Source organism: Rhodococcus sp. AQ5-07, from assembly GCF_009707305.1.
GTDB classification, from domain to species: domain Bacteria; phylum Actinomycetota; class Actinomycetes; order Mycobacteriales; family Mycobacteriaceae; genus Rhodococcus_F; species Rhodococcus_F erythropolis.
Genome location: NZ_CP046099.1, coordinates 2,388,065 through 2,412,064 on the forward strand (window position 1 = coordinate 2,388,065; position 24,000 = coordinate 2,412,064).

Annotated in this window: 23 protein-coding genes; 3 read left to right on the forward strand and 20 right to left on the reverse strand. The window is 63.2% G+C overall.

Annotated elements, in window-relative coordinates; all coding sequences use genetic code 11:
- Nucleotides 1-7 precede the first annotated feature (7 nt).
- The 3 genes from GJB56_RS10970 to GJB56_RS10975 all read right to left on the reverse strand — a co-directional run bounded on the left by GJB56_RS10970 (nt 8) and on the right by GJB56_RS10975 (nt 1,655).
- Nucleotides 8-1,039, reverse strand: a complete 1,032-nt coding sequence (locus GJB56_RS10970; protein WP_113683723.1) for a sulfate ABC transporter substrate-binding protein — start codon at nt 1,037-1,039, stop codon at nt 8-10.
- 196 nt (nt 1,040-1,235) lie between these two features.
- Nucleotides 1,236-1,325 carry an Ms4533A family Cys-rich leader peptide gene (locus GJB56_RS31980; protein ID WP_309599318.1) on the reverse strand — a complete coding sequence of 30 codons (90 nt, stop codon included), beginning with the start codon at nt 1,323-1,325 and terminating at the stop codon, nt 1,236-1,238.
- Between the two features lie 123 nt (nt 1,326-1,448).
- Nucleotides 1,449-1,655: a hypothetical protein gene (locus GJB56_RS10975; RefSeq protein ID WP_019749040.1), complete on the reverse strand. Its 207-nt coding sequence runs from the start codon at nt 1,653-1,655 to the stop codon at nt 1,449-1,451.
- 82 nt (nt 1,656-1,737) lie between these two features.
- On the opposite strand from GJB56_RS10975, the gene GJB56_RS10980 reads away from it, so the two are divergent.
- Complete coding sequence (locus tag GJB56_RS10980) at nt 1,738-3,696, forward strand: glycoside hydrolase family 15 protein (protein WP_113683724.1); 1,959 nt, start codon at nt 1,738-1,740, stop codon at nt 3,694-3,696.
- A 57-nt stretch (nt 3,697-3,753) separates the two neighbouring features.
- Here the strand turns inward: GJB56_RS10980 and GJB56_RS10985 are convergent, their stop codons facing one another.
- The 3 genes from GJB56_RS10985 to lepA all read right to left on the reverse strand — a co-directional run bounded on the left by GJB56_RS10985 (nt 3,754) and on the right by lepA (nt 7,643).
- Nucleotides 3,754-4,734, reverse strand: coding sequence for an ABC transporter substrate-binding protein (locus tag GJB56_RS10985; RefSeq protein WP_230091215.1), 981 nt, complete (start codon nt 4,732-4,734; stop codon nt 3,754-3,756).
- A gap of 80 nt (nt 4,735-4,814) precedes the next feature.
- Nucleotides 4,815-5,744, reverse strand: a complete 930-nt coding sequence (locus GJB56_RS10990; protein WP_113683726.1) for an NAD(P)H-dependent flavin oxidoreductase — start codon at nt 5,742-5,744, stop codon at nt 4,815-4,817.
- 6 nt (nt 5,745-5,750) lie between these two features.
- Nucleotides 5,751-7,643, reverse strand: a complete 1,893-nt coding sequence (gene lepA, locus GJB56_RS10995) for a translation elongation factor 4 (RefSeq protein WP_113683727.1) — start codon at nt 7,641-7,643, stop codon at nt 5,751-5,753.
- 72 nt (nt 7,644-7,715) lie between these two features.
- On the opposite strand from lepA, the gene GJB56_RS11000 reads away from it, so the two are divergent.
- Nucleotides 7,716-8,249, forward strand: a complete 534-nt coding sequence (locus GJB56_RS11000; protein ID WP_020969977.1) for a type II toxin-antitoxin system PemK/MazF family toxin — start codon at nt 7,716-7,718, stop codon at nt 8,247-8,249.
- Between the two features lie 30 nt (nt 8,250-8,279).
- On the opposite strand, the gene GJB56_RS11005 is transcribed toward GJB56_RS11000, so the two are convergent.
- From GJB56_RS11005 to GJB56_RS11020, 4 genes are all read right to left on the reverse strand, one after another.
- Nucleotides 8,280-9,053, reverse strand: coding sequence for an aquaporin (locus GJB56_RS11005; protein ID WP_019749045.1), 774 nt, complete (start codon nt 9,051-9,053; stop codon nt 8,280-8,282).
- 59 nt (nt 9,054-9,112) lie between these two features.
- Nucleotides 9,113-9,943, reverse strand: coding sequence for a transglutaminase family protein (locus tag GJB56_RS11010; protein WP_113683761.1), 831 nt, complete (start codon nt 9,941-9,943; stop codon nt 9,113-9,115).
- Nucleotides 9,944-9,951: 8 nt separating this feature from the next.
- Entirely contained in the window at nt 9,952-10,923 is a 972-nt protein-coding gene (locus GJB56_RS11015; RefSeq protein WP_019749046.1) for an alpha-E domain-containing protein, read from the reverse strand.
- A 62-nt stretch (nt 10,924-10,985) separates the two neighbouring features.
- Complete coding sequence (locus GJB56_RS11020) at nt 10,986-12,608, reverse strand: circularly permuted type 2 ATP-grasp protein (RefSeq protein WP_019749047.1); 1,623 nt, start codon at nt 12,606-12,608, stop codon at nt 10,986-10,988.
- A gap of 197 nt (nt 12,609-12,805) precedes the next feature.
- Between GJB56_RS11020 and rpsT the strand changes: the two genes are divergently transcribed.
- A complete protein-coding gene (gene rpsT, locus GJB56_RS11025; RefSeq protein WP_003944567.1) occupies nt 12,806-13,066 on the forward strand; it encodes a 30S ribosomal protein S20 in 261 nt (86 codons plus the stop codon).
- A gap of 666 nt (nt 13,067-13,732) precedes the next feature.
- On the opposite strand, the gene holA is transcribed toward rpsT, so the two are convergent.
- The 10 genes from holA to GJB56_RS11075 form a co-directional block, all read right to left on the reverse strand.
- Nucleotides 13,733-14,710, reverse strand: a complete 978-nt coding sequence (holA, locus tag GJB56_RS11030) for a DNA polymerase III subunit delta (RefSeq protein ID WP_003944476.1) — start codon at nt 14,708-14,710, stop codon at nt 13,733-13,735.
- Entirely contained in the window at nt 14,707-17,067 is a 2,361-nt protein-coding gene (locus GJB56_RS11035) for a ComEC/Rec2 family competence protein (protein ID WP_113683728.1), read from the reverse strand. The genes holA and GJB56_RS11035 overlap by 4 nt, the downstream gene beginning before the upstream one ends.
- Entirely contained in the window at nt 17,064-17,984 is a 921-nt protein-coding gene (locus GJB56_RS11040; protein WP_113683729.1) for a ComEA family DNA-binding protein, read from the reverse strand. Before GJB56_RS11040 ends, GJB56_RS11035 begins: the two co-directional genes overlap by 4 nt.
- Nucleotides 17,985-18,065: 81 nt before the next feature.
- The gene (locus GJB56_RS11045) at nt 18,066-18,920 is read right to left on the reverse strand and encodes a DegV family protein (protein ID WP_113683730.1); all 855 of its coding nucleotides are present in this window, start codon (nt 18,918-18,920) and stop codon (nt 18,066-18,068) included.
- A gap of 4 nt (nt 18,921-18,924) precedes the next feature.
- Nucleotides 18,925-19,707 carry a diglucosylglycerate octanoyltransferase gene (octT, locus tag GJB56_RS11050; RefSeq protein ID WP_019749052.1) on the reverse strand — a complete coding sequence of 261 codons (783 nt, stop codon included), beginning with the start codon at nt 19,705-19,707 and terminating at the stop codon, nt 18,925-18,927.
- The gene (locus GJB56_RS11055; RefSeq protein ID WP_097387227.1) at nt 19,694-20,368 is read right to left on the reverse strand and encodes a histidine phosphatase family protein; all 675 of its coding nucleotides are present in this window, start codon (nt 20,366-20,368) and stop codon (nt 19,694-19,696) included. The genes octT and GJB56_RS11055 overlap by 14 nt, the downstream gene beginning before the upstream one ends.
- Nucleotides 20,365-20,811, reverse strand: a complete 447-nt coding sequence (rsfS, locus tag GJB56_RS11060; protein WP_003944502.1) for a ribosome silencing factor — start codon at nt 20,809-20,811, stop codon at nt 20,365-20,367. The genes GJB56_RS11055 and rsfS overlap by 4 nt, the downstream gene beginning before the upstream one ends.
- 46 nt (nt 20,812-20,857) lie before the next feature.
- A complete protein-coding gene (gene nadD, locus GJB56_RS11065; RefSeq protein WP_020908215.1) occupies nt 20,858-21,529 on the reverse strand; it encodes a nicotinate-nucleotide adenylyltransferase in 672 nt (223 codons plus the stop codon).
- 63 nt (nt 21,530-21,592) lie between these two features.
- Nucleotides 21,593-23,056 carry a vWA domain-containing protein gene (locus GJB56_RS11070; RefSeq protein ID WP_020908216.1) on the reverse strand — a complete coding sequence of 488 codons (1,464 nt, stop codon included), beginning with the start codon at nt 23,054-23,056 and terminating at the stop codon, nt 21,593-21,595.
- An 8-nt stretch (nt 23,057-23,064) separates the two neighbouring features.
- On the reverse strand, nt 23,065-23,976 hold the full coding sequence (locus GJB56_RS11075; protein WP_113683731.1) for an AAA family ATPase: 912 nt from the start codon (nt 23,974-23,976) through the stop codon (nt 23,065-23,067).
- Nucleotides 23,977-24,000: the final 24 nt, after the last annotated feature.

Consider the following 24,000-nt stretch of genomic DNA (forward strand, 5'->3'; position numbering starts at 1 on the left):
GTCAGTCTTACTTGGTCGCGTTGTCGTAGATCACTGCGATCGAACCGGTGTCCTTGGTGAACAGAGCGCTGTCCACGGCCTTCCAGCCGCCGAGGTCTGCGATGGTCCACAGCTTGGTCGGCTCGGGGAACTTGTCGGTGAACTTGGCAGCGACGGCGGGATCAACGGGACGGAATCCTGCTTCGGCCCAGAGCGTCTGACCCTCGGTCGTGTACAGGTAGTCCTTGAACGCGGTCGCCTTGTCGAGGACCTTGCTGTTCGAGATCACGGCAACCGGGTTCTCGATCTTGAAGGTCGTGGGCGGGGTGACGTGCTCGACCGGGTCGCCGTTGCCTTCGATGAACAGTGCCTCGTTCTCGTAGCTGATCAGAACGTCACCGCTGCCCTGCAGGAAGGCTTCCGAAGCCTCGCGTCCCGACTTGGGCTGGATCTTGACGTGATCGTTGACCAAGGCGGTGACGTAGTCGAGACCCGCCTGCGGGTTCTTGCCATCGTCGCTCTTGGCGGCGTACGGCGCCAAGAGGTTCCACTTGGCCGAGCCGGAGCTGAACGGGTTCGGCGTGACGACCTCGAGGCCGGGCTGAAGCAGGTCGTCCCAGTCCTTGATGCCCTTCGGGTTCCCCGGACGCGTCACGATGGTGACTACCGATCCGAACGGAATTCCGTTGTAGGCGTCCTGGTTCCAGTTCTGATCGACCAGACCGGCATCGACCAGGCGGGTGATGTCGGGCTCGACGGAGAAGTTGACGAAGTCTGCCTCGGCGCCGTCCTTCACCTTGCGCGACTGGTCGCCCGAGGCGCCGTACGAAGGATTGAAGTTGACGTTCTTGCCCTCGTCTGTCGCCTGGAAGGCTGCGGTGAGCTTGTCGAAGCCGGGCTTCGGCACGGCGTAGGCGAACAGGTTGATCGTGCCGGCGCTACCGTCGCTGGCGGCGCTGTCACCACCCACGGTGTCGCTCGAGCCACCACTGCACGCTGTGAGTACCACGGCCCCCATGGTCGCGATAGCAGTGAGAAGTGTGCGGGAACGGCGTTTCATTGCAGATACCTTCCTGAAAGGACTGACAAACGAGGGTTGGTCAAACGACAAGTCCGAGACCTCTGGGGCTGATTCCATCGGGATGTTCAGACATGGAGAGCCGACGGGCAATGAGCCCTGAATCGGGGGCGCGAGTTACGCGCAGAGAAGTTCGAGTGGGGTGCGCAGCACCACCGGAGAGGTCGAACTCAGGAAATCAACAACAGGCGACGTCAGCGACGTCGAGCATGCCGACAGCAATCAACGCCAACTGATGGCGGATTACGGGAGCTGTTGCTTCGGACACGCGGTGGACTTTAGCAGAGCACCGGCGCCCGCTCTAATCGGGAGAACTAACGGGTGAGAAGCCACGCGACGATCACGAGGAGAATCAGGGCTATCAGGGCGAGAGTGACCCGTGAGCGGGGCATCAGCTTTCCTCTACTTCTCGAGAATTCCTACGCAACCAGCCGAAGAGCGGCAGAGCGAGAACAGCGGCCAACGCGCGATCCAGACCGACGGCCACCAGGCGGCACAGCGGAACGACGACGATCAGGACCAACGCGACCTGCGGGATGAACGGGAGCCCCGCCATCCACAGCTCGAAGCTGTCCCACCAATCCGCTATCCGATCCACGCCAACACCCTATCCTTCGGACGATACGGGCCCGACAGCGTGTGGATTGGACGTGTGTCGATTCTGGCCGGATGATGGCCGAATGAGTGCTGACGACGAAGTGGTGCAGACTATTCCTCCCGCCTCCACGGGTCACCATCGAAGCAACTTTCCCCCTATCGACGACTACGCGTTTCTTTCCGATTGCGAAACCTCGTGCCTGATTGCCCGTAACGGATCTGTCGAGTGGATGTGCGTTCCCCGCCCGGACTCCCCCAGCGTGTTCGGTGCCATCCTCGACCGCAGCGCAGGCCATTTCCGTATTGGCCCCTACGGCCAGAACGTGCCGGCCGCTCGGCGCTATCTGCCGGGTGGACTCATTCTCGAGACCACCTGGCAGACCGAGACCGGCTGGCTCGTCGTTCGCGACGCCCTGGTTCTCGGTCCCTGGCACAACGTCGACAAGCGATCGAACACCCACAAGCGCACACCCACAGACTGGGATGCCGAACACACCCTTCTCCGTACGGTCAAATGCGTCAGCGGCACCGTTGAACTCGAGATGAGTTGCGAGCCCGCGTTCGACTATCACCGCGGCACGGCAAATTGGGAGTACACCGGAAAGGTCTACGAGGAAGCAACGGCAACGTGTCGCTCCGCCAAGCCCGGAGACCACCCAACTCTGCGCTTGACCACCGACCTACGACTGGGCCTGGAAGGTCGTGAGGCACGGGCCCGGACGCGACTGGTCGAAGGCGACAACGTGTACGTCGCGCTCTCGTGGTCGGATCTTCCCGCGCCGCAGACGTTCGACGAGGCCGCCGACAAGATGTGGCAGACGTCCAAGTCGTGGCGCGAGTGGGTGACGATCGGCAAGTTCCCCGATCACCCGTGGCGCGGATTTCTGCAGCGCAGTGCGCTCACCCTCAAGGGGCTCACCTACGCACCGACCGGAGCCTTGCTCGCGGCTTCGACAACGTCGCTACCGGAAACACCAGGCGGAGAACGTAACTGGGACTACCGCTACGCGTGGGTTCGCGATTCCACCTTCGCACTGTGGGGCCTCTACACGCTCGGGTTGGACCGTGAGGCCAACGACTTCTTCAACTTCATCTACGACGTGTCGAGTTCGGACAACGGTCAGCCACATCCCTTGCAGGTGATGTACGGCATCGGCGGCGAGCGCACACTCGAGGAATCCGAACTCAACCATCTCTCCGGATACGACGGTGCCCGTCCGGTGCGCATCGGCAACGGCGCATTCGATCAACAGCAGCACGACATCTGGGGCACCATGCTCGACTCGGTGTATCTCCACATCCGTACCCGCGAGCGTGTCCCCGAAGCGCTGTGGCCGCTACTCAAGAAGCAGGTCGAAGAAGCGATCAAGCACTGGCGCCAACCCGACCGTGGGATCTGGGAGGTGCGCGGTGAACCACAGCACTTCACGTCGTCGAAGATCATGTGCTGGGTCGCACTCGATCGCGGCGCCAAGCTGGCGGAGATGCAGGGCGAGAAGAGCTTTGCGCAGCAATGGACGGCCATCGCCGACGAGATCAAGGCCGACATCCTCGCGCACGGAGTCGACTCGCGTGGAGTTCTGACGCAGCGGTACGGCCACGATTCACTCGACGCGTCGCTCTTGTTGGCACCGCTGCTGCGCTTCCTGCCGGCCGACGATCCGCGCATCCGGGCAACGGTGCTGGCGATCGCCGACGAGCTCACCGAGGAGGGGTTGGTCCTGCGCTATCGCGTCGACACCACCGACGACGGATTGAGCGGAGAGGAGGGCACGTTCACCATCTGTTCCTTCTGGCTCGTCTCCGCCCTCGTCGAGATCGGCGAACTGGATCGGGCAAAGCATCTCTGCGAGCGCCTGCTCGGGTTCGCGAGCCCGCTCAAGCTGTACGCCGAAGAGATCGACGCCCACACCGGTCGTCATCTGGGTAACTTCCCTCAGGCGTTCACACACCTGGCGCTGATCAACGCCGTGGTCCACGTGATCCGCGCCGAGGAAGCTGCTGAAGCCGGAGCTTTCCAGCCCGCGCACAACGCGACCTAGACCCCCTGCTGTGCGCCTTTATTAACCGCCCGCGGTTAATAAAGGCGCACAGCAATGCTAGCCGGCTACCGCTTCGAGCTGCGGCGTGATCGATTCGAGCGAGTACTTCAGCGACAGCGACGACGGAGTGTTCAACCCGGCAACTGTCGGATAGTCGACGATCGCCAGACCGCCACTCTTGACTGCGGGTAGGTCGGCGAACCCCGGCAGCTTCATCATGTCTTCCAGCGTTCCGCCGTTCGGCAGTAACACCACGACGTCGGCGCTCAGAGCGTCGACCCGTTCAGGGCTGAGCATCAGCCGGCCACCGGTAACGCCCGCCTCTTCGACCAGCTTGGGCGGCAACGACATTCCCAGGCTAGTGAACAATCCCGATGCGCCGTCCTTGGGATCGGCGACGATCACCAACTGCGACGTCGGGAAGACGTACTGCGACAGAAGCGCCGTCTTGCCCTTCAGGCCTGGCAGTCGCTGTGCGAGCGCATCGATCTGCCCGTTTGTCGTCTCGACGATCTCGTCGGCGCGCGACTCCTTGTCGAGAACTCGACCGAGAATGTCAACCTGGTCCTGCCACGGATCGACCTGGACGTCGGACAGACCGGCAATTGTCGGAGCGATCTTGCTCAACTGGTCGAAATCGTCTTGATCGGCGACGGAGAACCCGCCGAGAATCAGATCCGGATCCAAGGCTGCAATTTCTTCTGCTTTGAGCGGGACACCGAACTGCTGGATCGCCGAGCGATCAAGTTCCTTCGCCGACGCGTCCACGCCGCTCTCCCACGGGAACAGGCCACGCTCGTCGCCCATCGGGCCGGCAGCCAGGTACCCCACCGGCTGGATTCCGAGTTCGAGCAGAGCGTCGAGCCACTGGGTGTCGGCCGCGACGATACGCGTCGGCGTCCCGGTGATCGTGGTGGCGCCGAACTTGTGATCGATCGTGGTGACCCGACCGTCCGCGATCTCGTCGGCGTCCGAGGACGAACATCCACTGATACCTACGACCAGTGCTCCCAAGAGAGCCACCGCCGAGAACTTCATCGCACGCACGAAAATACTCCTCCACTAGTTAGTAGAGGCTTACCTTCTCATATGGGACCCGGCTGTGTCCGACCTTGCTTTCAGGCGAAACGACAGAGCAGACGCTCCGCATCGGCGCCGATGCGTCGAACCACGTCGCCGGCCGGATGGGTTCCGTGCACGAGTCCGACAGCTTCTCCGGCGTAGACGACTCCGCTGTGCGGATCCGACGGGTCGTACGCCTGTGCCAGCGTTTCCTCGTCGGCGTCGACTCCGTGCCACGCGGCAGTGAACTCGTTGGCCACCGCGCGGCCACCCCACCGCTGCGGCCATGGTTGACTGCGCGCTCGGTCGAATACCGAGGTGTAAATCGTGTCCGCACTTCCGGCTTCGACGACGCGGTCGCGGGCATAGTCCGGCCCGACCGTCTCCGGGCTGGCGAGCAGCGCCGTTCCGATCATCACGCCTTCGCCGCCGGCTGCCAGGACGGCGGCCAAACCGCGTCCGGTTCCGATTCCGCCGGCTGCCAGCACCGGAAGTGATGTCGCTTCGAGGATCTCCTGCAGCAGCGGCAAGGTGCCGATCCGGCCCGTGTGGCCGCCTGCCTCACCGCCTTGCGCGATCACAGCGTCGACACCTGCGGCCTCGACAATGCGAAGGTCCGCGAGCGTATTGATCTGTGACACAACGGGAATGCCCGCATCGTGGATTCGTCCGACATACGCGGCGGGATCACCGAACGACAAGGTGATCATGCTCGGCTCGACGGCAATCGCAGCGTCGAGCATCAACTCGTTCTCGGGCAGCGACCACGTCATCAGGCCGACGCCGAACTTTCCGCCGATCGAGCGGGCCACTTCGGCTTCGGCCTCGATCCACTCCGGTGTGTTGTACCGGGCCGCACCGAGCAGACCCAACCCACCGGCCGCCGAAACAGCTCCGGCGAGCGCGCCGCCCGCGCGACCACCCATGGGCGCCCCGAGAACCGGGATTTCGATTCCGAACTCTCGGGACAACCAGGTGGTGACCATGCGCTCCTACTTCTTGGGCTTCTCGCCGACCGATTCCGACGTCAGGGCCGCCACGAATGCTTCCTGCGGCACCTCGACGCGACCGATGGTCTTCATGCGCTTCTTGCCTTCCTTCTGCTTCTCGAGCAGCTTGCGCTTACGGCTGATGTCGCCGCCGTAGCACTTGGCAAGAACGTCCTTGCGGATTGCGCGAATGTTCTCGCGCGAGATGATCTTCGCGCCGATCGCAGCCTGAATCGGAACCTCGAACTGCTGGCGCGGAATCAGCTCACGAAGCTTCGACGTCATGCGTCCGCCGTAGGCACCGGCGTTGGAGCGGTGCACGATCGACGAGAACGCGTCGACGGCCTCGCCCTGCAGAAGGATGTCGACCTTCACCAGGTCGGCCTGCTGCTCACCGGCCTCCTCGTAATCGAGGCTGGCGTATCCCTTGGTGCGGGACTTGAGGGCGTCGAAGAAGTCGAACATGATCTCGCCCATGGGCAGTTCGTAGCGCAGTTCGACGCGAGTCTCGGAGAGGTAGTCCATGCCGCCGAGCTCACCGCGACGGGACTGGCACAGCTCCATGATGGCGCCGACGTACTCGCTCGGGGCGATGACGGTGCACTTGGCGACAGGCTCGTAGACCTCGCGCACCTTGCCTTCCGGCCAGTACGACGGGTTGGTGACGATGACCTCGGCCCCGTCCTCCATCACGACGCGGTAGACGACGTTGGGCGCAGTGGAAATCAGTTCGAGGCCGAACTCACGTTCGAGGCGGTCGCGGGTGATCTCCATGTGCAGCAGGCCGAGGAAGCCGCAGCGGAAGCCGAATCCGAGGGCAACCGACGTCTCCGGCTCGTACGCCAGGGCCGCGTCGTTGAGACGGAGCTTGTCGAGAGCGTCGCGCAGCACCGGGTAGTCCGAGCCGTCCATCGGGTAGAGACCGGAATAGACCATCGGCTTCGGATCGCGATAGCCGACCAGCGGTTCGGTCGCGCCGTTGCGGGTTGTGGTGACGGTGTCACCGACGCGCGACTGGCGGACGTCCTTCACACCCGTGATGAGGTAGCCCACCTCGCCGACGCCCAGACCGATACTGGCCTTCGGCTCGGGCGAGATGATGCCGACCTCGAGCAGTTCGTGTGTGGTGCCCGTGGACATCATCGTGATCTTCTCGCGGGGACGGATCCGACCGTCGACCACACGCACGTAGGTGACCACGCCGCGGTACGCGTCGTAAACGGAGTCGAAGATCATCGCGCGGGCGGGGCCGTCTGCATCGCCGACGGGTGCAGGTACCTGCTTGATCACCTCGTCGAGCAGTTCCTTGACGCCCACGCCGGTCTTGCCCGAGACGCGCAGGACATCGCCTGGCTCGCAGCCGGTGATGTGCGCAATCTCTTCGGCATAGCGGTCGGGATCCGCGGCCGGGAGGTCGATCTTGTTGAGGACGGGAATGATCTTGAGATCCTTCTCCATCGCCAGGTACAGATTGGCCAGCGTCTGAGCTTCGATGCCCTGAGCTGCGTCGACCAGCAGAATTGCACCCTCACATGCTTCGAGCGCGCGGGAGACCTCGTACGTGAAGTCGACGTGGCCGGGTGTGTCGATGAGGTGGAGGACGAACTCTTCGCCGTCGACGGTCCAGGGCAGACGAACGTTCTGGGCCTTGATGGTGATGCCGCGTTCACGCTCGATGTCCATGCGGTCCAGGTACTGCGCACGCATCGCCCGCTCTTCGACCACGCCGGTGAGCTGAAGCATGCGATCTGCCAGCGTCGACTTACCGTGGTCGATGTGCGCGATGATGCAGAAGTTCCGGATCTGCGCAGGATCCGTGAACGTCTTGTCGGCGAAGCTGCTGATGGGAGACCCCTTAGTCGGACCGGCACCGGCCCGGATCCGGGCCACTGTCAACCCTCAGGATATCCAAGTCTCGGCGCCGCCGTACCAGGGGTTCCCACGGGTGGGTGATTATGCTCGAACGCTATGGCAAGCATGTGGAAGCAGATCGGCAGAACCCTCGGCGCCCTCGCGGTGGAGAAGGGCCCTGCGTTGCTGCGCCAGCTGCAGTCGTCCACGTCTCAGTCGTCTGCCTCGAAGCCGGGTCCGTCCGGCCGGCCGATCGCCGCGCGGACGTCTCCGACCGCACATCGCGCCCGCAAGGTCGAGTACTCCCCCGACCTCGACGGCAAGGCCGATCCGGGCGAGATCGTCTGGACCTGGGTTGCCTACGAGGAGGATCCGACCCAGGGCAAAGACCGCCCGGTGCTGGTTGTCGGCCGTGACGGCAACACGCTGCTCGGTTTGATGCTGTCCTCGCAGAGCAAACGCGAAGGCGAGCGTGATTGGCTCGCAATCGGTTCGGGCCCGTGGGACGGCGAGGGAAGGCCCAGCTGGGTCCGGCTCGACCGGGTGCTCGACGTTCCCGAGAGCGGGATTCGGCGCGAGGGCGCCGTCATGGATCACAAGAAGTTCGACGCGGTCGCGGCAAAACTTCGGGCCGACTTCAGCTGGAGCTGAAGCCGACCCGAACGATGGAAACAGTATCGATCAGCTGTCCAGACGGTTGAACCGTCCGAAGAGTGCTCGATAGATGAGTGCACCGAGTGCACCGCCGATCAGTGGGAACACGATGAACAACCACACCTGACCGAGTGCACCGTCCTGGAACGGCGCGACAGCGAGACTTCGAGCGGGGTTGACGGAGGTGTTGTCGATCGGGATCGAGATCAGGTGAATGACGGCCAGGGTGAAGCCGATGGACACCCCGGCGAGCGGCACGTCGGAGATCTGGTCGGTCGACGCGAGAACGACGAACACGAGCAGAGCGGTCAGGAGAATCTCGATGATCATCGCGGCACCGATGCCGTAACCGTCGGAAACCACCTGTCCGAGAAGATTCTTCTCGGCCGACGGACTGTGCGCGCCCCAACCGTTTGCGCCGAGTCCGTCTGCGGCCCGGTTGTACGCCGGGAGACTGTTGGCCACCGTGTAGATCACGACGCCGGCGACCAAGCCGCCGATCACTTGCGCGACAACGTAAATCGCCGCATTGACGGCCGAGATGCGCCCGATCACGAATTGGCCGAGAGTCACGGCTGGGTTGACGTGGCAACCGGAAATCGGTCCGATCGCATATACGAGGAACAGCAGGGTCAAGCCGAATGCGAAGGCAACTCCGAGATTGCCGACTTTCGCACCTGCGAAGACGGCAGTTCCGACCGCGGAGAACACGAGCACAAATGTCCCCACCGCTTCGGCCGCATACTTCTTCACATCCGAGATCGGTTCGATCTCAGTCAATTCCTGTGCAGTTGGAGACATATTCCCACCTTCTTCTCATCGAACGGTAGTAATGCTCACGCGCCTAGATTTGCCGGACTTTACGCAAGCCTGGTGATCTCCACAACAACTTCGAGATCTGTGGAGCGTCCACCGGAAAAGATTCCCTTCAAAGGCGGCACATCCGAATAGTCCCTTCCTATTCCGACCGAGACATGCTGTTCATTCACAGCTATCGCATTGGTCGGGTCATATCCCCACCACGCGCCGGTCCACGCTTCGATCCACGCGTGCGATTCCCCGACCACCGTGTCCCCGACTGCCGCATCACGTTTGGGGTGGAGATAGCCGGAAACGTACCGACAGGGAATGCCCATCGTTCGAAGCAACACCAAGGTCAGATGTGCATAATCCTGGCAGACGCCTTTCCTGGCCGACCAGGCCTCGACCGCCGACGTATGCACTCCGGTCGTACCCGGAACATATGACATTTCACCGTAAACCCATTGCGACGCAGCCACTACTGCATCTTCAGGTGATTTATCTTTGCGCAATTCCTTGGCAATTGTCGTCAGCTTACGATCACGCGGAACATATCTCGTGAAACTCAGTTGTTCGTTGAATCGATCTTTAATCGCGTTTCCCGACAATTCATCCCAGTCGACGGTTTCCTCGGGCTGAACAAACGGTTCCGTCTCCACCACCGACAGTCCGGTCACTTCCAACTCCGTGTGCGGCGCGTGCAAGTCGAAGGCGGTCACCGCGGTGCCCCAGTAATCGGTGTACCTATAGGAACGCGTTGCCGGCTGGGTTTCGACGCGCGTGAGGATCACCGTCTGCCTGGTGTCGCCGCGGGGTGTCAATCGCGCTTCGTTGTACGACGACGTCACCGGGGCGTCGTACGCATATCCCGTGGTGTGCACGACCCTCATTCGCCAGCTCACAGCTCTCCCTCCACCGTCGACTCCGCATACGCGGCGCCGGCATCCGTCCACGCGACCCACGGCGCAGCGTGGAAGTACTGCAATGCAATCGCCTCACCCAGTTCGCGACAGGTCTCCTGCCAACCGAGCAACCGTCCTTGCAGATCTTCGAGCAACACGCCCTGCGGCAGAAACTCCAGTTCGCTGCGTGCGCGGCCGAGAAGCCGCGGCGCCTCCGCCCGGATTCCGACGCGACTGCCCGGCTGCGGGTCGAGTTCCTGCAGGCACTTCTCGGCCTGCCTGATCGAATGGAACACCGAGCGCGGAAAGAGTCTGTCCAACAAGATGAACTCGACGACGCGGTTGGCGTCGAGCGCTCCGCGATACGTACGCAGATACGTGTCATGTGCGCCTGCCGAGCGAAGAACACTGACCCACGCCGGCGACGACGGGCGGTCACCGGCGCGCGCCAGGAGCATCCGCACAATCATGTCGACACGTTCGATCGACCTGCCCAGCAGAAGGAACCGGTAACCGTCGTCGCGGCTGAGTGTGGAATCCGCCAGCCCCGCGAACATCGCTGCGCGTTCCTCCACATAGCGGAAGAACTCGTGTGGCCCCAGCCTGCGTGACGCGCGTTCACGCTCCGCCAGTCCGTTGTACGTGGTGTTCAGGCACTCCCACATCTCACTCGACGTGACCTCACGTGCTCCGCGAGCATTCTCACGGGCACTTGCCAGCGAGTCCACGATCGATCCAACCTGATTGCGGCTGAACGCAACTAGATCGGTGAGCGAGCGTACGTCGAGCTTCTCCTCCGGCGCTTCGATGCCGAGGACACGCAGGAGCAGACGCGACGTGCGGTCCGGGTCGACGGTTGCGTCGTCGAGCAGTTGGTGGACGGCGACGTCGAGGATCCGAGCGGTGTCGTCGGCGCGCTCGACGTAGCGGCCGATCCAGTAGAGGGACTCTGCGTTGCGAGCAAGCATCGGTCACCACGCTCCGTTCGCTGATAGTTCTAGTTCTTGGTAGCTGGGCACTTCTGAGGTGTTCACTGTTGTTGCTGCTGCTGTTGAGAGGTGCTCAGTTCGGGTCCCTGCACCGGCTCCGCGGATTCCGGGGGCTCGGACACCAGTTCCTCACCGGACAGCTCTGGGTCCTCGTCCGAGCTGCGGCTGGCGAGCACCCATGTGTCCTTGCTTCCGCCGCCCTGGCTGGAGTTGACCACCAGCGAACCTTCCGGAAGTGCCACCCGGGTCAGGCCGCCGGGCAACACCCACACGTCCTCACCGTCGTTGACGGCAAAGGGTCGCAAGTCCACGTGGCGCGGAGAGAGAACGTCGTCGATCTTGGTCGGCACCGTGGACAACTGCACGAGAGGCTGCGCGATCCACCCGCGCGGGTCTGCCTTGATCTTGCGGGTGATCGCGGCCAGTTCCTTGGGGCTCGCGTCGGGTCCGAAGACGATTCCGTAGCCGCCGGACCCTTCCACCGGCTTGATGACGAGTTCGGCGACGCGGTCGAGGACTTGCTCGCACTCCTCGTCCAACCAACAGCGGAACGTGTCGACGTTCTGCAAGAGCGGCTTCTCACCGAGGTAGTAGTCGATGATCTGCGGAACATAGGTATAGACGAGTTTGTCGTCACCGACTCCGTTGCCGACGGCACTCGAGATCACCACGTTGCCCGCTCGCGCCGCATTCAGTAGGCCTGCGACGCCGAGAATCGAATCCGGACGGAAGTGCATCGGGTCGAGATACTCGTCGTCGATGCGGCGATAGATGACGTCGACCTGACGCTCGCCTTCCGTCGTGCGCATGTACACCATGTTGTCGCGGCAGAACAGGTCGCGACCTTCGACGAGTTCCACACCCATCTGACGAGCGAGCAATGAATGCTCGAAATAGGCGGAATTGGCGATACCCGGTGTGAGAACAACCACTGTCGGGTCCGCTTCGTTGAGTGCAGCACCCGCACGCAGCGCCCTCAGCAGGTGTGTTGCGTAGTCACCCACCGCCCGCACCTTATGGGACATGAACAGATCCGGGAACACCCGAGTCATGGTGCGACGGTTTTCCATCACATAGGAGACACCGGACGGAGATCGCAGATTGTCCTCGAGAACTCGGAACTCTCCCGCCTCGTCTCGGACCAGGTCGATACCCGCGACATGGATTCGCACACCGTTGGGCGGCACGATGCCGGCTGCTTCACGGTGGAAGTGCTCGCACGAGGTCACCAGGCGGCGCGGCAATACGTGATCGCGCAGGATTCGCTGCTCGCCGTAAATGTCCGCAAGGAACAGCTCGAGCGCCTTCACCCGCTGCTTGATGCCCTTTTCCAGCCGCGACCACTCCTGCGCGGCGATGACGCGCGGCACCAGATCCAAGGGAAACGGTCGTTCCTGCCCGGAAAGCGAGAACGTCACGCCCTGGTCGATGAATGCGCGTCCGAGTGCGTCGGCACGCGCGGCAAGGTCGGCGCTGCTCGTCGGCGCCAGGGCTTTGTACACACCCTTGTACGGGGCACGCACCGAGCCGTCGGGCTCGAACATCTCGTCGAAAGCCAACTCGTAGCGACCGATGTCTGAATATCCGTCGAACACTGCGGCAGGACGCGCTCGGGTGGTGGTCGAACCTGTTTTACTCGAACTTTTCGAAGGCGGCGGCGTCATAGGGCAACATGCTGCTACAAGTGGGGCTATTCGGCAGCGCGGCGAGAAATCGGGCGCTCGGTGTACTCTTCTCGACAGACGCAACGTGCGACGGTTTGGGTTCTTGGGCCCTCGGCTGGTAATCTTGCCAGTCGGTGCATCAGTGCGCCCACAGCTTTCTCGACCGTAACCAGCTAAAGACGACAAGGATTTTACGCGTGGCCAACATCAAGTCCCAGGTGAAGCGAATCCGTACCAACGAGGCGGCCCGACTCCGTAACCAGTCGGTGAAGTCCTCGCTGCGTACCGCGATCCGTTCATTCCGCGAGGCTGCGGCAGCCGGTGACAAGGACAAGGCCAACGAGCTCCTCGTCTCCACCAGCCGCAAGCTCGACAAGGCAGCCAGCAAGGGCGTCATTCACGCCAACCAGGCTGCCAACAAGAAGTCTGCACTCTCGCAGGCTGCCAACAAGCTCTGACGTTTCCACTGTGACGGTTCGCCGTCATACTGGTTCGTCTCGATAGCCGCCAGGTCGAAAGACCAGGCGGCTATTTTGCGTGCTCAATCGGATCAGAGCAAAAACCCGCCATCCATGTCTTGCACGGAATATGTGGATCGGGCTGCGACCATCTGATGATGGCGGTCAACGGGAAACGCCCTCGCAGCTGGTTGTTCACGACTGTCTTCTGGGCGGTCGTCGCTTTCGGCGTATTGGCAGCCCTGGGGATCCCTCGTTGGTGGGAATCATTGACGGTTGCAGTCGTCGGAGTCGCAGCAAGCTACGGATGGTGGAAGCGCAGGCAACGGGGCGAATTCTGGATCTTCTTCGGCGTGATGTGTTCACTCGTTGCGATTCTGGCGTTTCTCGCCACTGGACGAGCGCTTCTCACCACCGTGAAGGTGCCGGTAGACAGCATCGGCCAAGAAACAATTGTCTGCGGCAGTGTGATGAATCCGGCGCCGAACGACTCCCTACGAGTGACCGACATCAGGACTGGTGAACCAACGACACGGCCTCAGTCCATTCCGCACACCCAGTTGGAGCAAGCCTGCGTGAAACGCCTCGACTACCGGGTGGCCGAGGCCACGGCCGCCACTGTCGTCGGACTACTTCTGGCCGGCCGCGCGATAGGCCATGTTGTCCTCAGTTCTTCCGCAACGCGCACACTTTCCGCACTGCCATCTCCAGAGCGAAGGACGAGTCGACTGCGGCGCCCTTCACGTCGGCATTGAGAGCGGCGACGATCTGCATCGCAGCGCCGATCGACGTTGGATCCCAACCGCCGACTTCCTTGATCGCCTTCTTGACCTTCCACGGCGGCATCCCGAGATCCGACGCCAACCGGAACGGGTCACCGCCCCGTGCAAACGGGCCGACCTTCGCGATGGTGTGGACTGCATCGGCGAGGGCGTCAGCGAGCAGTACGTGCGCCGTTCCGATCTGGTCAGCCCATCGCAGAGCCTCGAGCGCACCCCGGGTATCGCCGACGATAACTTTGTCGGCCACATCGAATCCGGAAACCTCGGCCTTGCCCGAGTAGTACTTGTGGACCGCATCCACGTCGATCTTGCCGCCGGTATCGGCCGCCAATTGCGAGCAGGCCGACGCAAGTTCGCGAAGGTTGGAGCCGACGCTTTCGATCATCGCGGCGATCGCATCGGGCGCAACCCTGACGTCGGCGGTCCGAAACTCACCCCGGACGAAGTCGACAAGCTGACTCTTGTTCAGTTTTCCGCAGTTGTGAACCGTCGCGCCGAGCTTCTCGAGAGCCGGCGCCAACGCTTTCGCGCGACCGCCGCCCGAGTGCACGACGATCAGAACGACGCCTTCTGCCGGCTCACGCGCCGCCTCGAGAACAAGAGCTACGGCATCTTTGCCTGCTTCTGCGGCCGATTCCAGGACGATCACACGGTCTTCGGCAAAAAGAGAAGGGCTGAGCAACTCGGCCAACTCGGGAGCATTGGTGTCTCCGGCACGCATCTTGGTTACCGGGAGATCCGAAATACCCTGGCCGCGGTCACCGCGGACGGCTCTGATGAGCTGCGATACCGTGCGGTCGATCAGGAATTCGTCGTCCCCGAGAACAAGATGCAGCGGATCGACTCCAGACGGATTACTCACCCGAAGATGGTCCCACGAGGAACCGACACGATCGACACAGACCCGCCGCCCCCGCCGTACACAGCGACGGTGCCGTCGACGTCGGTCCGAACCACCGCCCCGCCCAACGAAACCAGTTCGTCGAGAACCTCCTCATTCGGGTGCCCGAAACTATTGCCGTCGCCGACGCTGATCATCGTCAACCTCGGACGCACCGCTTCCAGAAATGCCGACGACGTGGTCCGAGAACCGTGATGGGGCAGCTTCAACACATCGGCCTTCACGTCCGTTCCCGATCGGAGGATGGCGTCCTCCCCCGCAACTTCGGCGTCGCCCGTCAACAGAATGCGACCCGCGCCCGTGTGCGCCATCACCACCAGCGACTGATCGTTGGCGGCGTCCGCGCCGTCCCCCGTATCGCGGGGAGCCGGAAGCAACGGTCCGAGAACCTCCACGTTCACCGATCCCAACGTCAACTCCATACCTGTACGCAACGAGACAACCGGAACGCCGTGCGACTCGGCGGCATCCTTTACCGCCCGAAAACCTAACTCCGGCAACAACATCGACCCGACTCCGACCGCAGCGACCGAACGCCCACCCAGAACTGCTTCCAATCCACCGATGTGATCGGCATGAAAATGACTGATCATCAGCAACGCGATGTCGTTGACGTCCAACATGTTCAGGCAACGATCCATCGACGTGGGATCAGGACCGACATCGATGACGATCACCCTGCCGTCTCCAGTCGAGAGCACAAGACCGTCCCCTTGACCGACGTCGCACATCACCAGTACCCATCCCGGAGCAATACGACCACCGCCGAACACGTGCTGAAAGACGAGGGCTAGAACAACTCCCAGAACGAGGACGCCGACCACCCATCTCGAGATCCGATTCCACAGCGTCAGGGCCGCGGCCAGTAAGACGCCCACGACGACCAGAGCACCGATGAGCCCTGACGGCACCACCACCGACGCTCCGGGAAGCGCCGCCGCCCGCTCGGACACGTACAGCAGCCACCCCATCGGCGGCCGGACCAGCGGCGTGATGAACACCGCGATCGGTGGACAGATCAGCGCACACAAGGCAATCACCGCACCGAACACCGTGATGATTCCGATCACAGGCGCCACGGCCATGTTCGCGGCAATCGTGACCACGCTGAAGGTTCCCGCCATGGCGCCCACCAGTGGCGCAGTCACGACAAACGCAGCACTCGAGACGGCTGTCATCTCCGAAAACCAACGGGGCCAACCTCTTCGACGAAGCATCTCCACCCACACCGGAGCAATGATCACCAACGCGCCCGTGGCCGTGGTCGACAGCGCAAACCCCCAGTCGACGGCAAGTTCGGGCATCACGACAACCAGCACGATGACGGCTGCGGAAAGAGCAGGCAGTGCCTGTTTGCGTCGACCGGTCACCAGACTGAGCAGGCCGATCAGGCCCATCACCGAGGCGCGCAGAACACTCGGCGACGGCCTCGCGACGACAACAAACGCAACGAGGGCTACCAGCGCCAAAGCAGCGCCGACGCGCGGACTGAGCGCCGCGGCTCTGACCAGCAGCAGAACCGCCCCGAGCAGAATGCTGATATTGGCGCCGGACACCGCGGTGAGATGGGAAAGCCCGGCAACGGTGAAGTTGTCCTTCACCACCGGCGACAACGCCGATGTGTCTCCGACGACGAGGCCAGGCAGTAGACCTGCCTGATCCGGCGGGAGCGCAGCCGAGCACGCAGCGGCGAAACGAGTACGCACCACACTCGCCCATCGCTGATACCAGGGCACTTCTCCCACCGCGACGGGAGGCCCCTCGGACGTGATCACGGCGAGCGTGGAATCGCTACGCCATGGCTGACTCGCCCGGCCGCGAACCGTCAGGCTCTGCCCTGGAACAACTTCGAGCCACGACGAACTGGGTGCCCGGATGGTGACCAAGCCGCCTCCGGAGTACCTGTGATTCTGGGCAGTCACCGAATTGACGGTTGCCCTGAAGAAAACCTGACCTTGACCCGCCGCGCCAGAGACCGCGTGCGGATCCTCCGAGGGTTCCACTTCGACACTCACCCACGCTCCCTCGAGGGCAGCCCGGGTCAGTGGGTGCCCCTCGACCTCGGTCGCCCGCCACCCGATGACGACACTGCATCCGGCACCGAACAGCAATGCAACCAACATGATTCGTACCCACACCGCTGATGTCCGGCGCACAACCGCGTAAGTGAGGATTGCCGCTGGAATAGCGCATGCCACCGCCAGTACCCACGCGGCGACCGCGCCGAACAGGATCCCCACCGCACTGCTCCCCCACACTGCGACGGCCGACGGTAGCAGTCGAGCGTCGAGGGCCGGCGAGACTTCCGGTTCGTTCACACCGATACCAGCACTCGCAGTTTGGCCAACCTTGCCGGGCCGATCCCGTCGACTTCCCCCAATTGTTCTATGTCCGTAAATTTTCCGTTGGAAGTTCGCCAGGAGATGATCGCCGCAGCCGTTACCGGCCCTACCCCGGGAAGGTCGTCCAGTTCGGCCTCGGTAGCGGTGTTGAGGTTCACCAGACCAGCCCCGCCGGATTCCCCCGCGGCGGCGGGGCCGGTCCCTCCCGCAGTGGTACTCGAACTCGCTGAAACACCACCGGACTGATCGGCGGCCCCCACCACGATCTGATCACCATCGGCAAGCTTCTGTGCCAGATTCAGGCCCACCGTCTCTGCGCCCTCGAGCACTCCACCTGCCGCAGCGAGCGCGTCGGCGATGCGCGAGCCCGAATGTAGGTTGACGAGCCCAGGCGTGCGCACGAGTCCGACGACACTGACCACCAAAGCCTCAGGCGGCTGCTCCGCTACGACGCCGGTCGGTACGGGACTGGCTGATTCACCATCGTCGGCAGTGACATTCTGCGCCGTGACATTCTGCTCCGTGACATTCTGGGGCGAGGGCAACGGTGGGACCGCCTGCAAACTCGGAGAATCCCACCACACCGTGAACAAGCCGATTGCCGTGGCCAGGGCTGCAACGATCGCCAACACCCAGGTCGCCGATCGGCTCGGGCGCCAACGTATACCGCGCCAGCGCTCGGGCAGCCGATCGAACCGTGACGAGTCGGGTTGAGCCTCGTATTCGTCTTCGTCGAAGTCCTGAAGCCACTCGGGGGACCTCTCGAATGGCTGCGGGGACCTCTCGAAAGACGCTGAATCCTCGAAGTCGTCCACGGCCTGTCGCTGCCGGTAGTTCCCGTCCATCGCCGCGAGGCGATCACGCGCCCGCTCGCGCTCCTCGCTGATCCTCATGACTGGACGCTAACGAGAGACCATGCCGCCGAAGACGAGCAATTTCAATCTGTGGAGAACTCGCGGATTGTGGAGAAACGATCAGGTGTTCGCGTCCACCGCGCTGTCGATCTCCGGCAGCGGACACACGACAACACCGATCGCGCCGACACCGACGTGCGCTCCGATAACCGCGCTGAAGTCGGTGACCACGGATTCCGCCACATCGGGGATGCACTCGGCCAACTGTTCCGCTATCGCATCGGCACGCTCTCGCGCTCGCATGTGATGCACGGCTATCGCCACGCGGCCGAGACCGGCGCGCTCGACTGCCGAATCCACCAAGCGTGCAAGCGCTTTGGTGGTCGTACGTGTTTTTTCACCGAGCACGAGCTTGCCGTCCACCAGATGCAGGATCGGCTTCATCGCCAACGCAGTACCCAACAACGCGGCTGCGGTTCCGATTCGTCCGCCCCGACGCAATTGATCAAGTTTGTCGACGACGATGTAGCAGCGCCCACGACTCGCGACGTCGACCGCCCGGCCGTACGCCTCTTCGAGTGACGCACCCTTCTCGGCCAAGCGCGCAGCTTCGAGAGCGGGATAGCCCAAACCCATTCCGGCCGACTGCGAATCGACGATCCGGACGGCTCCACCGAACTCCTGGGCTGCGACTCGTCCGGCTTCCCACGTTCCCGAGAGTTGCCGTGAAATGTGCACGGCGAGAACGCCGTCACCGTCACTCATGTCCAGGGCGCGTGCATACGCCTCGGACAGCTCGGCGGGCGACGCTCCGGCCGTTGTCACTCCTGACAGGTCGCTCGGCATTGCGTCGACACCCTCACGCAAGTCGCAGCCGTCACGGAGCACATGGAGCGGAACCACCTGAATCCCACATGCGTCGGCCGACTCCTGCGGGATGCAGGCGGAGGAATCCGTGACGACGACGACCGGCATTCTGCTACCCGACTTCGCTCGGCGGTGATACCAGTTGCGGCGAAACCACTTTCTTCGACTCCACCCCGCGAATCGCAGCGATCATCGCGCGGGCTACACCGACATGACCGTCCCAACCCCAGTGAATACCGTCGGGGTTGCCGTTCTCGGAAAAGACGTTGTCACGCACTGCATCCGCGAGATCGACTACGGGAACGTCTTTCTCCGTAGCCCACTCGGTGATCGCGGACACCGCGGCAGGCCGGCCGGCATGCACGCTCGCGTAGGCATCGCTGCGGTGCACCGACGGCAGGGTCGCGATCATCGGCAGTTCCGGCCGCATGTACTCCAACGCATTTCGCGAGCTTTCCAAATACTCGACGCTCAGCTTGGGCGGAAGTGCGACCGGGCGGCCCAGAGGCGCAAGCCGCGGCTGCAGCCACTGATAACCCTCGCGCACCACGCGTCGAAGCGCGGGTGGCCGAACGTAGCGGATGGTCTCGCGGAGCGCGGTAGGCAATGGGGACGGTAGCGAGTCCATACCGCCGACCGCGAACACGACGGCGCCGGCCCGCGGCACCGCCGCCCACACACGAGGATCCTGAGTCAGTGCCCACCACGCGTCGCGGCACGTCCAGCCGATACGGGCGACCAACTCGACGTCCCAGCCGAGTTCGTCGGCCACGATGTTGGGCCAGATGCGTGGATGATCTGCCGCGAGGCCGCCTTTGGGGCCGAAATACGACAGCGAATCCGCGAGCACGAGGAGGACGGGGCGCTGCCCGTCGGCACTTTCAGAGGACGTCATTTGCGACACTCGCAGAAGCATTCCATACGTCGAGTCGCCACTCGATCGACTTGACGTCACCGTGTCCGCTGAGTTGCACCCAACTGGTGTTTCCCAATCCGCCGAGGACGGCCCAGCGATCGACGGGTAAGTCGAGCAATGCCGCTGTCAGTGCCGCGATCAAGCCTCCGTGCGCCACCAGAACTACGGGCCGCTCGGCCCAGTCCGGGTGCGTGTCGAGCAATTCGTGAACTACGGGGAGGCTGCGATTCGCGACGTCGATTCGGCTTTCGCCGCCGGGCGGCGCCAACGTGGCATCCGCTCGCCAGGCAGATCGCACACCGGGAGTGCGCTCGTCGACCTCATGATGAGTCAGGCCTTGCCATTCACCCAGGTGTGTCTCACGCAGACGCGTGTCGGTGAGGACCGGAAGTCCGGCGGCGTCACCGACAGCGACTGCCGTGAAATACGCGCGCCGCAGATCCGAGGACACGATCGTCAACGGTCTGCGATCGGCGATCACCGGACCTGCACTCTTGGCCTGCGTGCGTCCCAACTCCGACAGGTCGGTGTCGAGTTGCCCCTGCATCCGAGAGTCGGCGTTGTATTCGGTCTGTCCGTGACGCAGCAGGATGAGCCGGCGGACAGGGTTCGACGCCGCACTGGGCGCCGACGAAGTCACAGCGAGGGATCCTGCGCGTCCGGCTCGGAAACCGTGTCGGTCTCGAACACCGTGTTGGCATCGGCGGGGCCGGGACGGTTCTGTCCGAGGCCTTCGACCTCGACCGTCGGGCAGTCCTTCCACAGACGATCGAGAGCGTAGAAGTTGCGCTCCTCGTCATGCTGGACGTGGACGACGATGTCGGCGTAGTCGAGCAGTGCCCAGCGGCCCTCGCGGGTGCCTTCACGGCGGACCGGCTTGTGTCCCGCTTCGCGGAGGCGGTCTTCGATGTTCTCGACAATCGAGTTGACCTGACGCTCGTTGGTCGCAGATGCGATCACGAAGCAGTCCGTGATGACCAACTGTTCGGACACATCGAGCACCACCACTTCGGTGGCCAGCTTCTCGTCGGCTGCCAAGGCCGCGATGCGTGCCATGTCGATGGCTTCGGTGTTTGCACTCACTCGATGTTCTCCAGTTTCGTCTTCAGAAAGTACTTGTTGTTCTCGGCTAGCTCGATTCGGCGCCCGGGACGGCTTCCGACTTCCCCGGTGCGGGCTCCGACATCGTTGTAGCTCCGTCGCGGCGCTCCGCGTCGACAGGTCGATACAGGTTCCGCTTCGAGATGTACTGCACCACTCCGTCCGGCACCAGGTACCAGACGGGGCGGTCTTCACTTGCCCGACGCCGACATTCGGTCGACGAAATGGCAAGTGCCGGAATCTCTATCAACGTGACCGCGTCGGCGGGCATGGTGTCGAGGTGACCGGCCAGATGCTCTGCATTGAGATCGAAACCCGGTCGCGATACCCCGACGAACTTCGCCAATGCGAACAACTCTTCCCAATCTTGCCAGGAAAGGATGCTGGCCAGCGCATCGGCACCGGTGATGAAGAAGAGTTCGGCGTCGGGATGGTAGGCCCGGAGGTCTCGCAGTGTGTCCACGGTGTACGTCACTTTTTCACGGTCGACGTCGACCCGAGAGACGGAAAACCGCGGGTTGGAGGCGGTGGCGATGACCGTCATGAGGTACCGGTCCTCGGCAGGACTGACGCCCCTCCCCTGCTTCTGCCAGGGCCGCCCGGTGGGGACGAAGATCACTTCGTCGAGTCCGAACCGGTCGGCGACCTCACTGGCCGCAACGAGGTGGCCATGGTGAATGGGGTCGAAGGTGCCACCCATCACTCCGAGGCGTCGAGCACGTTCCACCGATAGTCCCTTCTGCACGAGTGTCGAGCTTACGGGTCAGACCGGCAGCAGACGGGACACGACGTCGGCAAGCTGCTGGGCCGAGCGGCACTCGTGCATGCTGATGACCTCGTTGTACACCTTCGCCGCGGAGTCACCCGTTCCCCATTGCCCCTTCGGCTCAGGGTTGAGCCAGTGTGCGTGCTTGGCAACCGCAACCATCTGCGACAGCGACTGGAGGTTGGGATCGCGGTAGTTGTTGCGACCGTCGCCGAGTACCAGCAGCGACGTGCGACTGGTGATCGACTGCGCGAACTTCTCCTGGAAGACCCCGAAGGCGTGCCCGTAGTCGGAGTGGCCGTCGTAGGTGATCAGTTCGGCTTCACGCACCATCCGTGACATCGCGGACCCGAGGTCTGCGTTCGAGTCGAAGAACCGCGTGACCTCGTCGGTCGTGTCGATGAACGCGAACACCCTCACTCGTGAGAACTGCTCGCGCAACGCGTTGACGAGGAGCAGGGTGAAATGGCTGAATCCCGCCACCGAACCCGACACGTCACACATCACCACAAGTTCCGGCCGCGCTCGCTTCGGCTTGCGCTGCACCAGATCGATCGGCACTCCGCCCGTCGACATGGACTTGCGCAACGTGCGACGCAGGTCGATCGAACCCGAGCGGGAGCGGCTACGACGCACCGCGAGACGGCTGGCCAACAGACGAGCGAGTGGTGCGACGTTCTTCTTCAGTGTGGTGAGTTCGGCGTCGGAGGCCCGCAGGAAGTCGACTTCCTCGGCGAGTTTCGGAACGCCGTACGTGGCGACGCGTTCCTTACCCAAATTCTCGGCGGTGCGTCGACGCGTTTCCTTCTCGACCATCTTGCGGAAGTCCGCGATGCGCTGCGCTGCCGTGCGCTTGGCGACCTCGGACTGATAGTCGGAATTGTCCTTGCCCTCGGACCCCGCGCCTTCCTGGTTGCCGAGTAGACCTTGCAGGATCTTGTTGAGCAACGTCTCCGGGGCGACGTCGCGCAGCGCCTGATAGGCGGAGAACGACGGGCCGTTACTCGACTGGTACTGCCCGAGTTCCTCGACCATCGCGGCGGTCAGGAGTTCGGTCATCTCCATCGCCTCGTCGCTGCCGTCTGTCAGCAGTTCGGCGATCAGCTCACGCAATGCCTGTAGGTCGATCGAGCCGTCTGGCTTGCGCGGCAGTGTGACGTCGACGTCGCCGACCGCACGGTCACCGATCGCCTTGGGGAACCACAGGTCGAAGACGGCGTCGAACGTCGCCCGGTGGGTAGGTCGACGCAGGAGCGAGCATGCCAGCCCTTCACGAAGCGCTTCACGATCGAGCAGGTCGAGAACCGACATGACCTGACCGGCGTCGACGGTCTCGGACGGGCCGACCATGATTCCGCGTCGTCGCAGAGCCTCGACAAAATCAACGAGGTGACCGGGAATCCCGTGCGGCGCTGCCAGGCCGCCGGGTGAGAGCGGCGACGTCGATCCTGCGGGAGCCATGACAGACCTCAGTTCAGCCGAAGTTCAGCGGCGGCGCGCACCTGATCGGACTGGTGCTTGAGGATGACACCGAGCGTGGCGCGTACGGCGTCGTCGTCGAGCGTGTCCATGCCCAGAGCGAGAAGGGTGCGTCCCCAGTCGATGGTTTCGGACACCGACGGAACCTTCTTGAGCTGCATTCCGCGAAGAACACGAATGGTGTTGACCAGCTGCTCGGCAATCGCTTCAGGAAGCTCCGGCACCCGGCTTGCGAGGATGCGACGCTCGAGGTCGGCGTCCGGGAAATCGAGATGCAGGAAGAGGCAACGACGCTTAAGAGCCTCCGAGAGTTCGCGCGTGGCGTTGGACGTCAGCACCGTGAACGGCTTGCGGGTGGCGGTGATCGTTCCGAGCTCGGGGATCGTGACCGCGAAGTCGCTGAGCACTTCGAGGAGCAGACCTTCGATCTCGACGTCTGCCTTGTCCGTCTCGTCGATCAACAGCACCGTCGGGTCCTCGCGGCGAATGGCCTTGAGCAGTGGACGTGCGAGCAGGAACTCCTCCGAGAAGACATCCGCCTTCGTCGAGTCCCAGCTGTGGTCGACCGCGACATCACCCCTCGCTCCGCCCGCCCCGCCCGACTGAATCCGAAGAATCTGCTTCGCGTGGTTCCACTCGTAGAGTGCACGAGCCTCGTCGACGCCCTCGTAGCACTGCAGACGCACCAGTTCTGCGCCCGTGGTCTGGGCGACTGCGCGGGCGAGTTCCGTCTTACCGACACCGGCCGGGCCCTCGATGAGCAGGGGCTTGCCCAGTCGGTCGGCCAGGAACACTGCCGTTGCAGTGCCCTTGTCGGACAGGTAACCCGTCTCGGCCAAACGCTCGATCACGTCGTCGACGCTCGAGAAGAACGGTGTTGTATCGGGAAGAGCTCGGTCCACGGTTAACTCCTAAAAAGGGTGGGG

Coding starts and splice junctions, on each gene's coding strand:
- GJB56_RS11000 (WP_020969977.1), top strand. CDS start 7,716: ATGGCAAGCATGTGGAAGCAGATCGGCAGAACCCTCGGCGCCCTCGCG.
- GJB56_RS10970 (WP_113683723.1), bottom strand. CDS start 1,039: ATGAAACGCCGTTCCCGCACACTTCTCACTGCTATCGCGACCATGGGG.
- GJB56_RS11070 (WP_020908216.1), bottom strand. CDS start 23,056: ATGGCTCCCGCAGGATCGACGTCGCCGCTCTCACCCGGCGGCCTGGCA.
- octT (WP_019749052.1), bottom strand. CDS start 19,707: ATGACGTCCTCTGAAAGTGCCGACGGGCAGCGCCCCGTCCTCCTCGTG.
- GJB56_RS10990 (WP_113683726.1), bottom strand. CDS start 5,744: ATGGTCACCACCTGGTTGTCCCGAGAGTTCGGAATCGAAATCCCGGTT.
- nadD (WP_020908215.1), bottom strand. CDS start 21,529: ATGGGTGGCACCTTCGACCCCATTCACCATGGCCACCTCGTTGCGGCC.
- GJB56_RS11005 (WP_019749045.1), bottom strand. CDS start 9,053: ATGTCTCCAACTGCACAGGAATTGACTGAGATCGAACCGATCTCGGAT.
- GJB56_RS11015 (WP_019749046.1), bottom strand. CDS start 10,923: ATGCTTGCTCGCAACGCAGAGTCCCTCTACTGGATCGGCCGCTACGTC.
- GJB56_RS11045 (WP_113683730.1), bottom strand. CDS start 18,920: ATGCCGGTCGTCGTCGTCACGGATTCCTCCGCCTGCATCCCGCAGGAG.
- GJB56_RS11010 (WP_113683761.1), bottom strand. CDS start 9,943: ATGAGGGTCGTGCACACCACGGGATATGCGTACGACGCCCCGGTGACG.
- GJB56_RS10980 (WP_113683724.1), top strand. CDS start 1,738: ATGAGTGCTGACGACGAAGTGGTGCAGACTATTCCTCCCGCCTCCACG.
- GJB56_RS11020 (WP_019749047.1), bottom strand. CDS start 12,608: ATGACGCCGCCGCCTTCGAAAAGTTCGAGTAAAACAGGTTCGACCACC.
- GJB56_RS11040 (WP_113683729.1), bottom strand. CDS start 17,984: ATGAGGATCAGCGAGGAGCGCGAGCGGGCGCGTGATCGCCTCGCGGCG.
- GJB56_RS10985 (WP_230091215.1), bottom strand. CDS start 4,734: ATGAAGTTCTCGGCGGTGGCTCTCTTGGGAGCACTGGTCGTAGGTATC.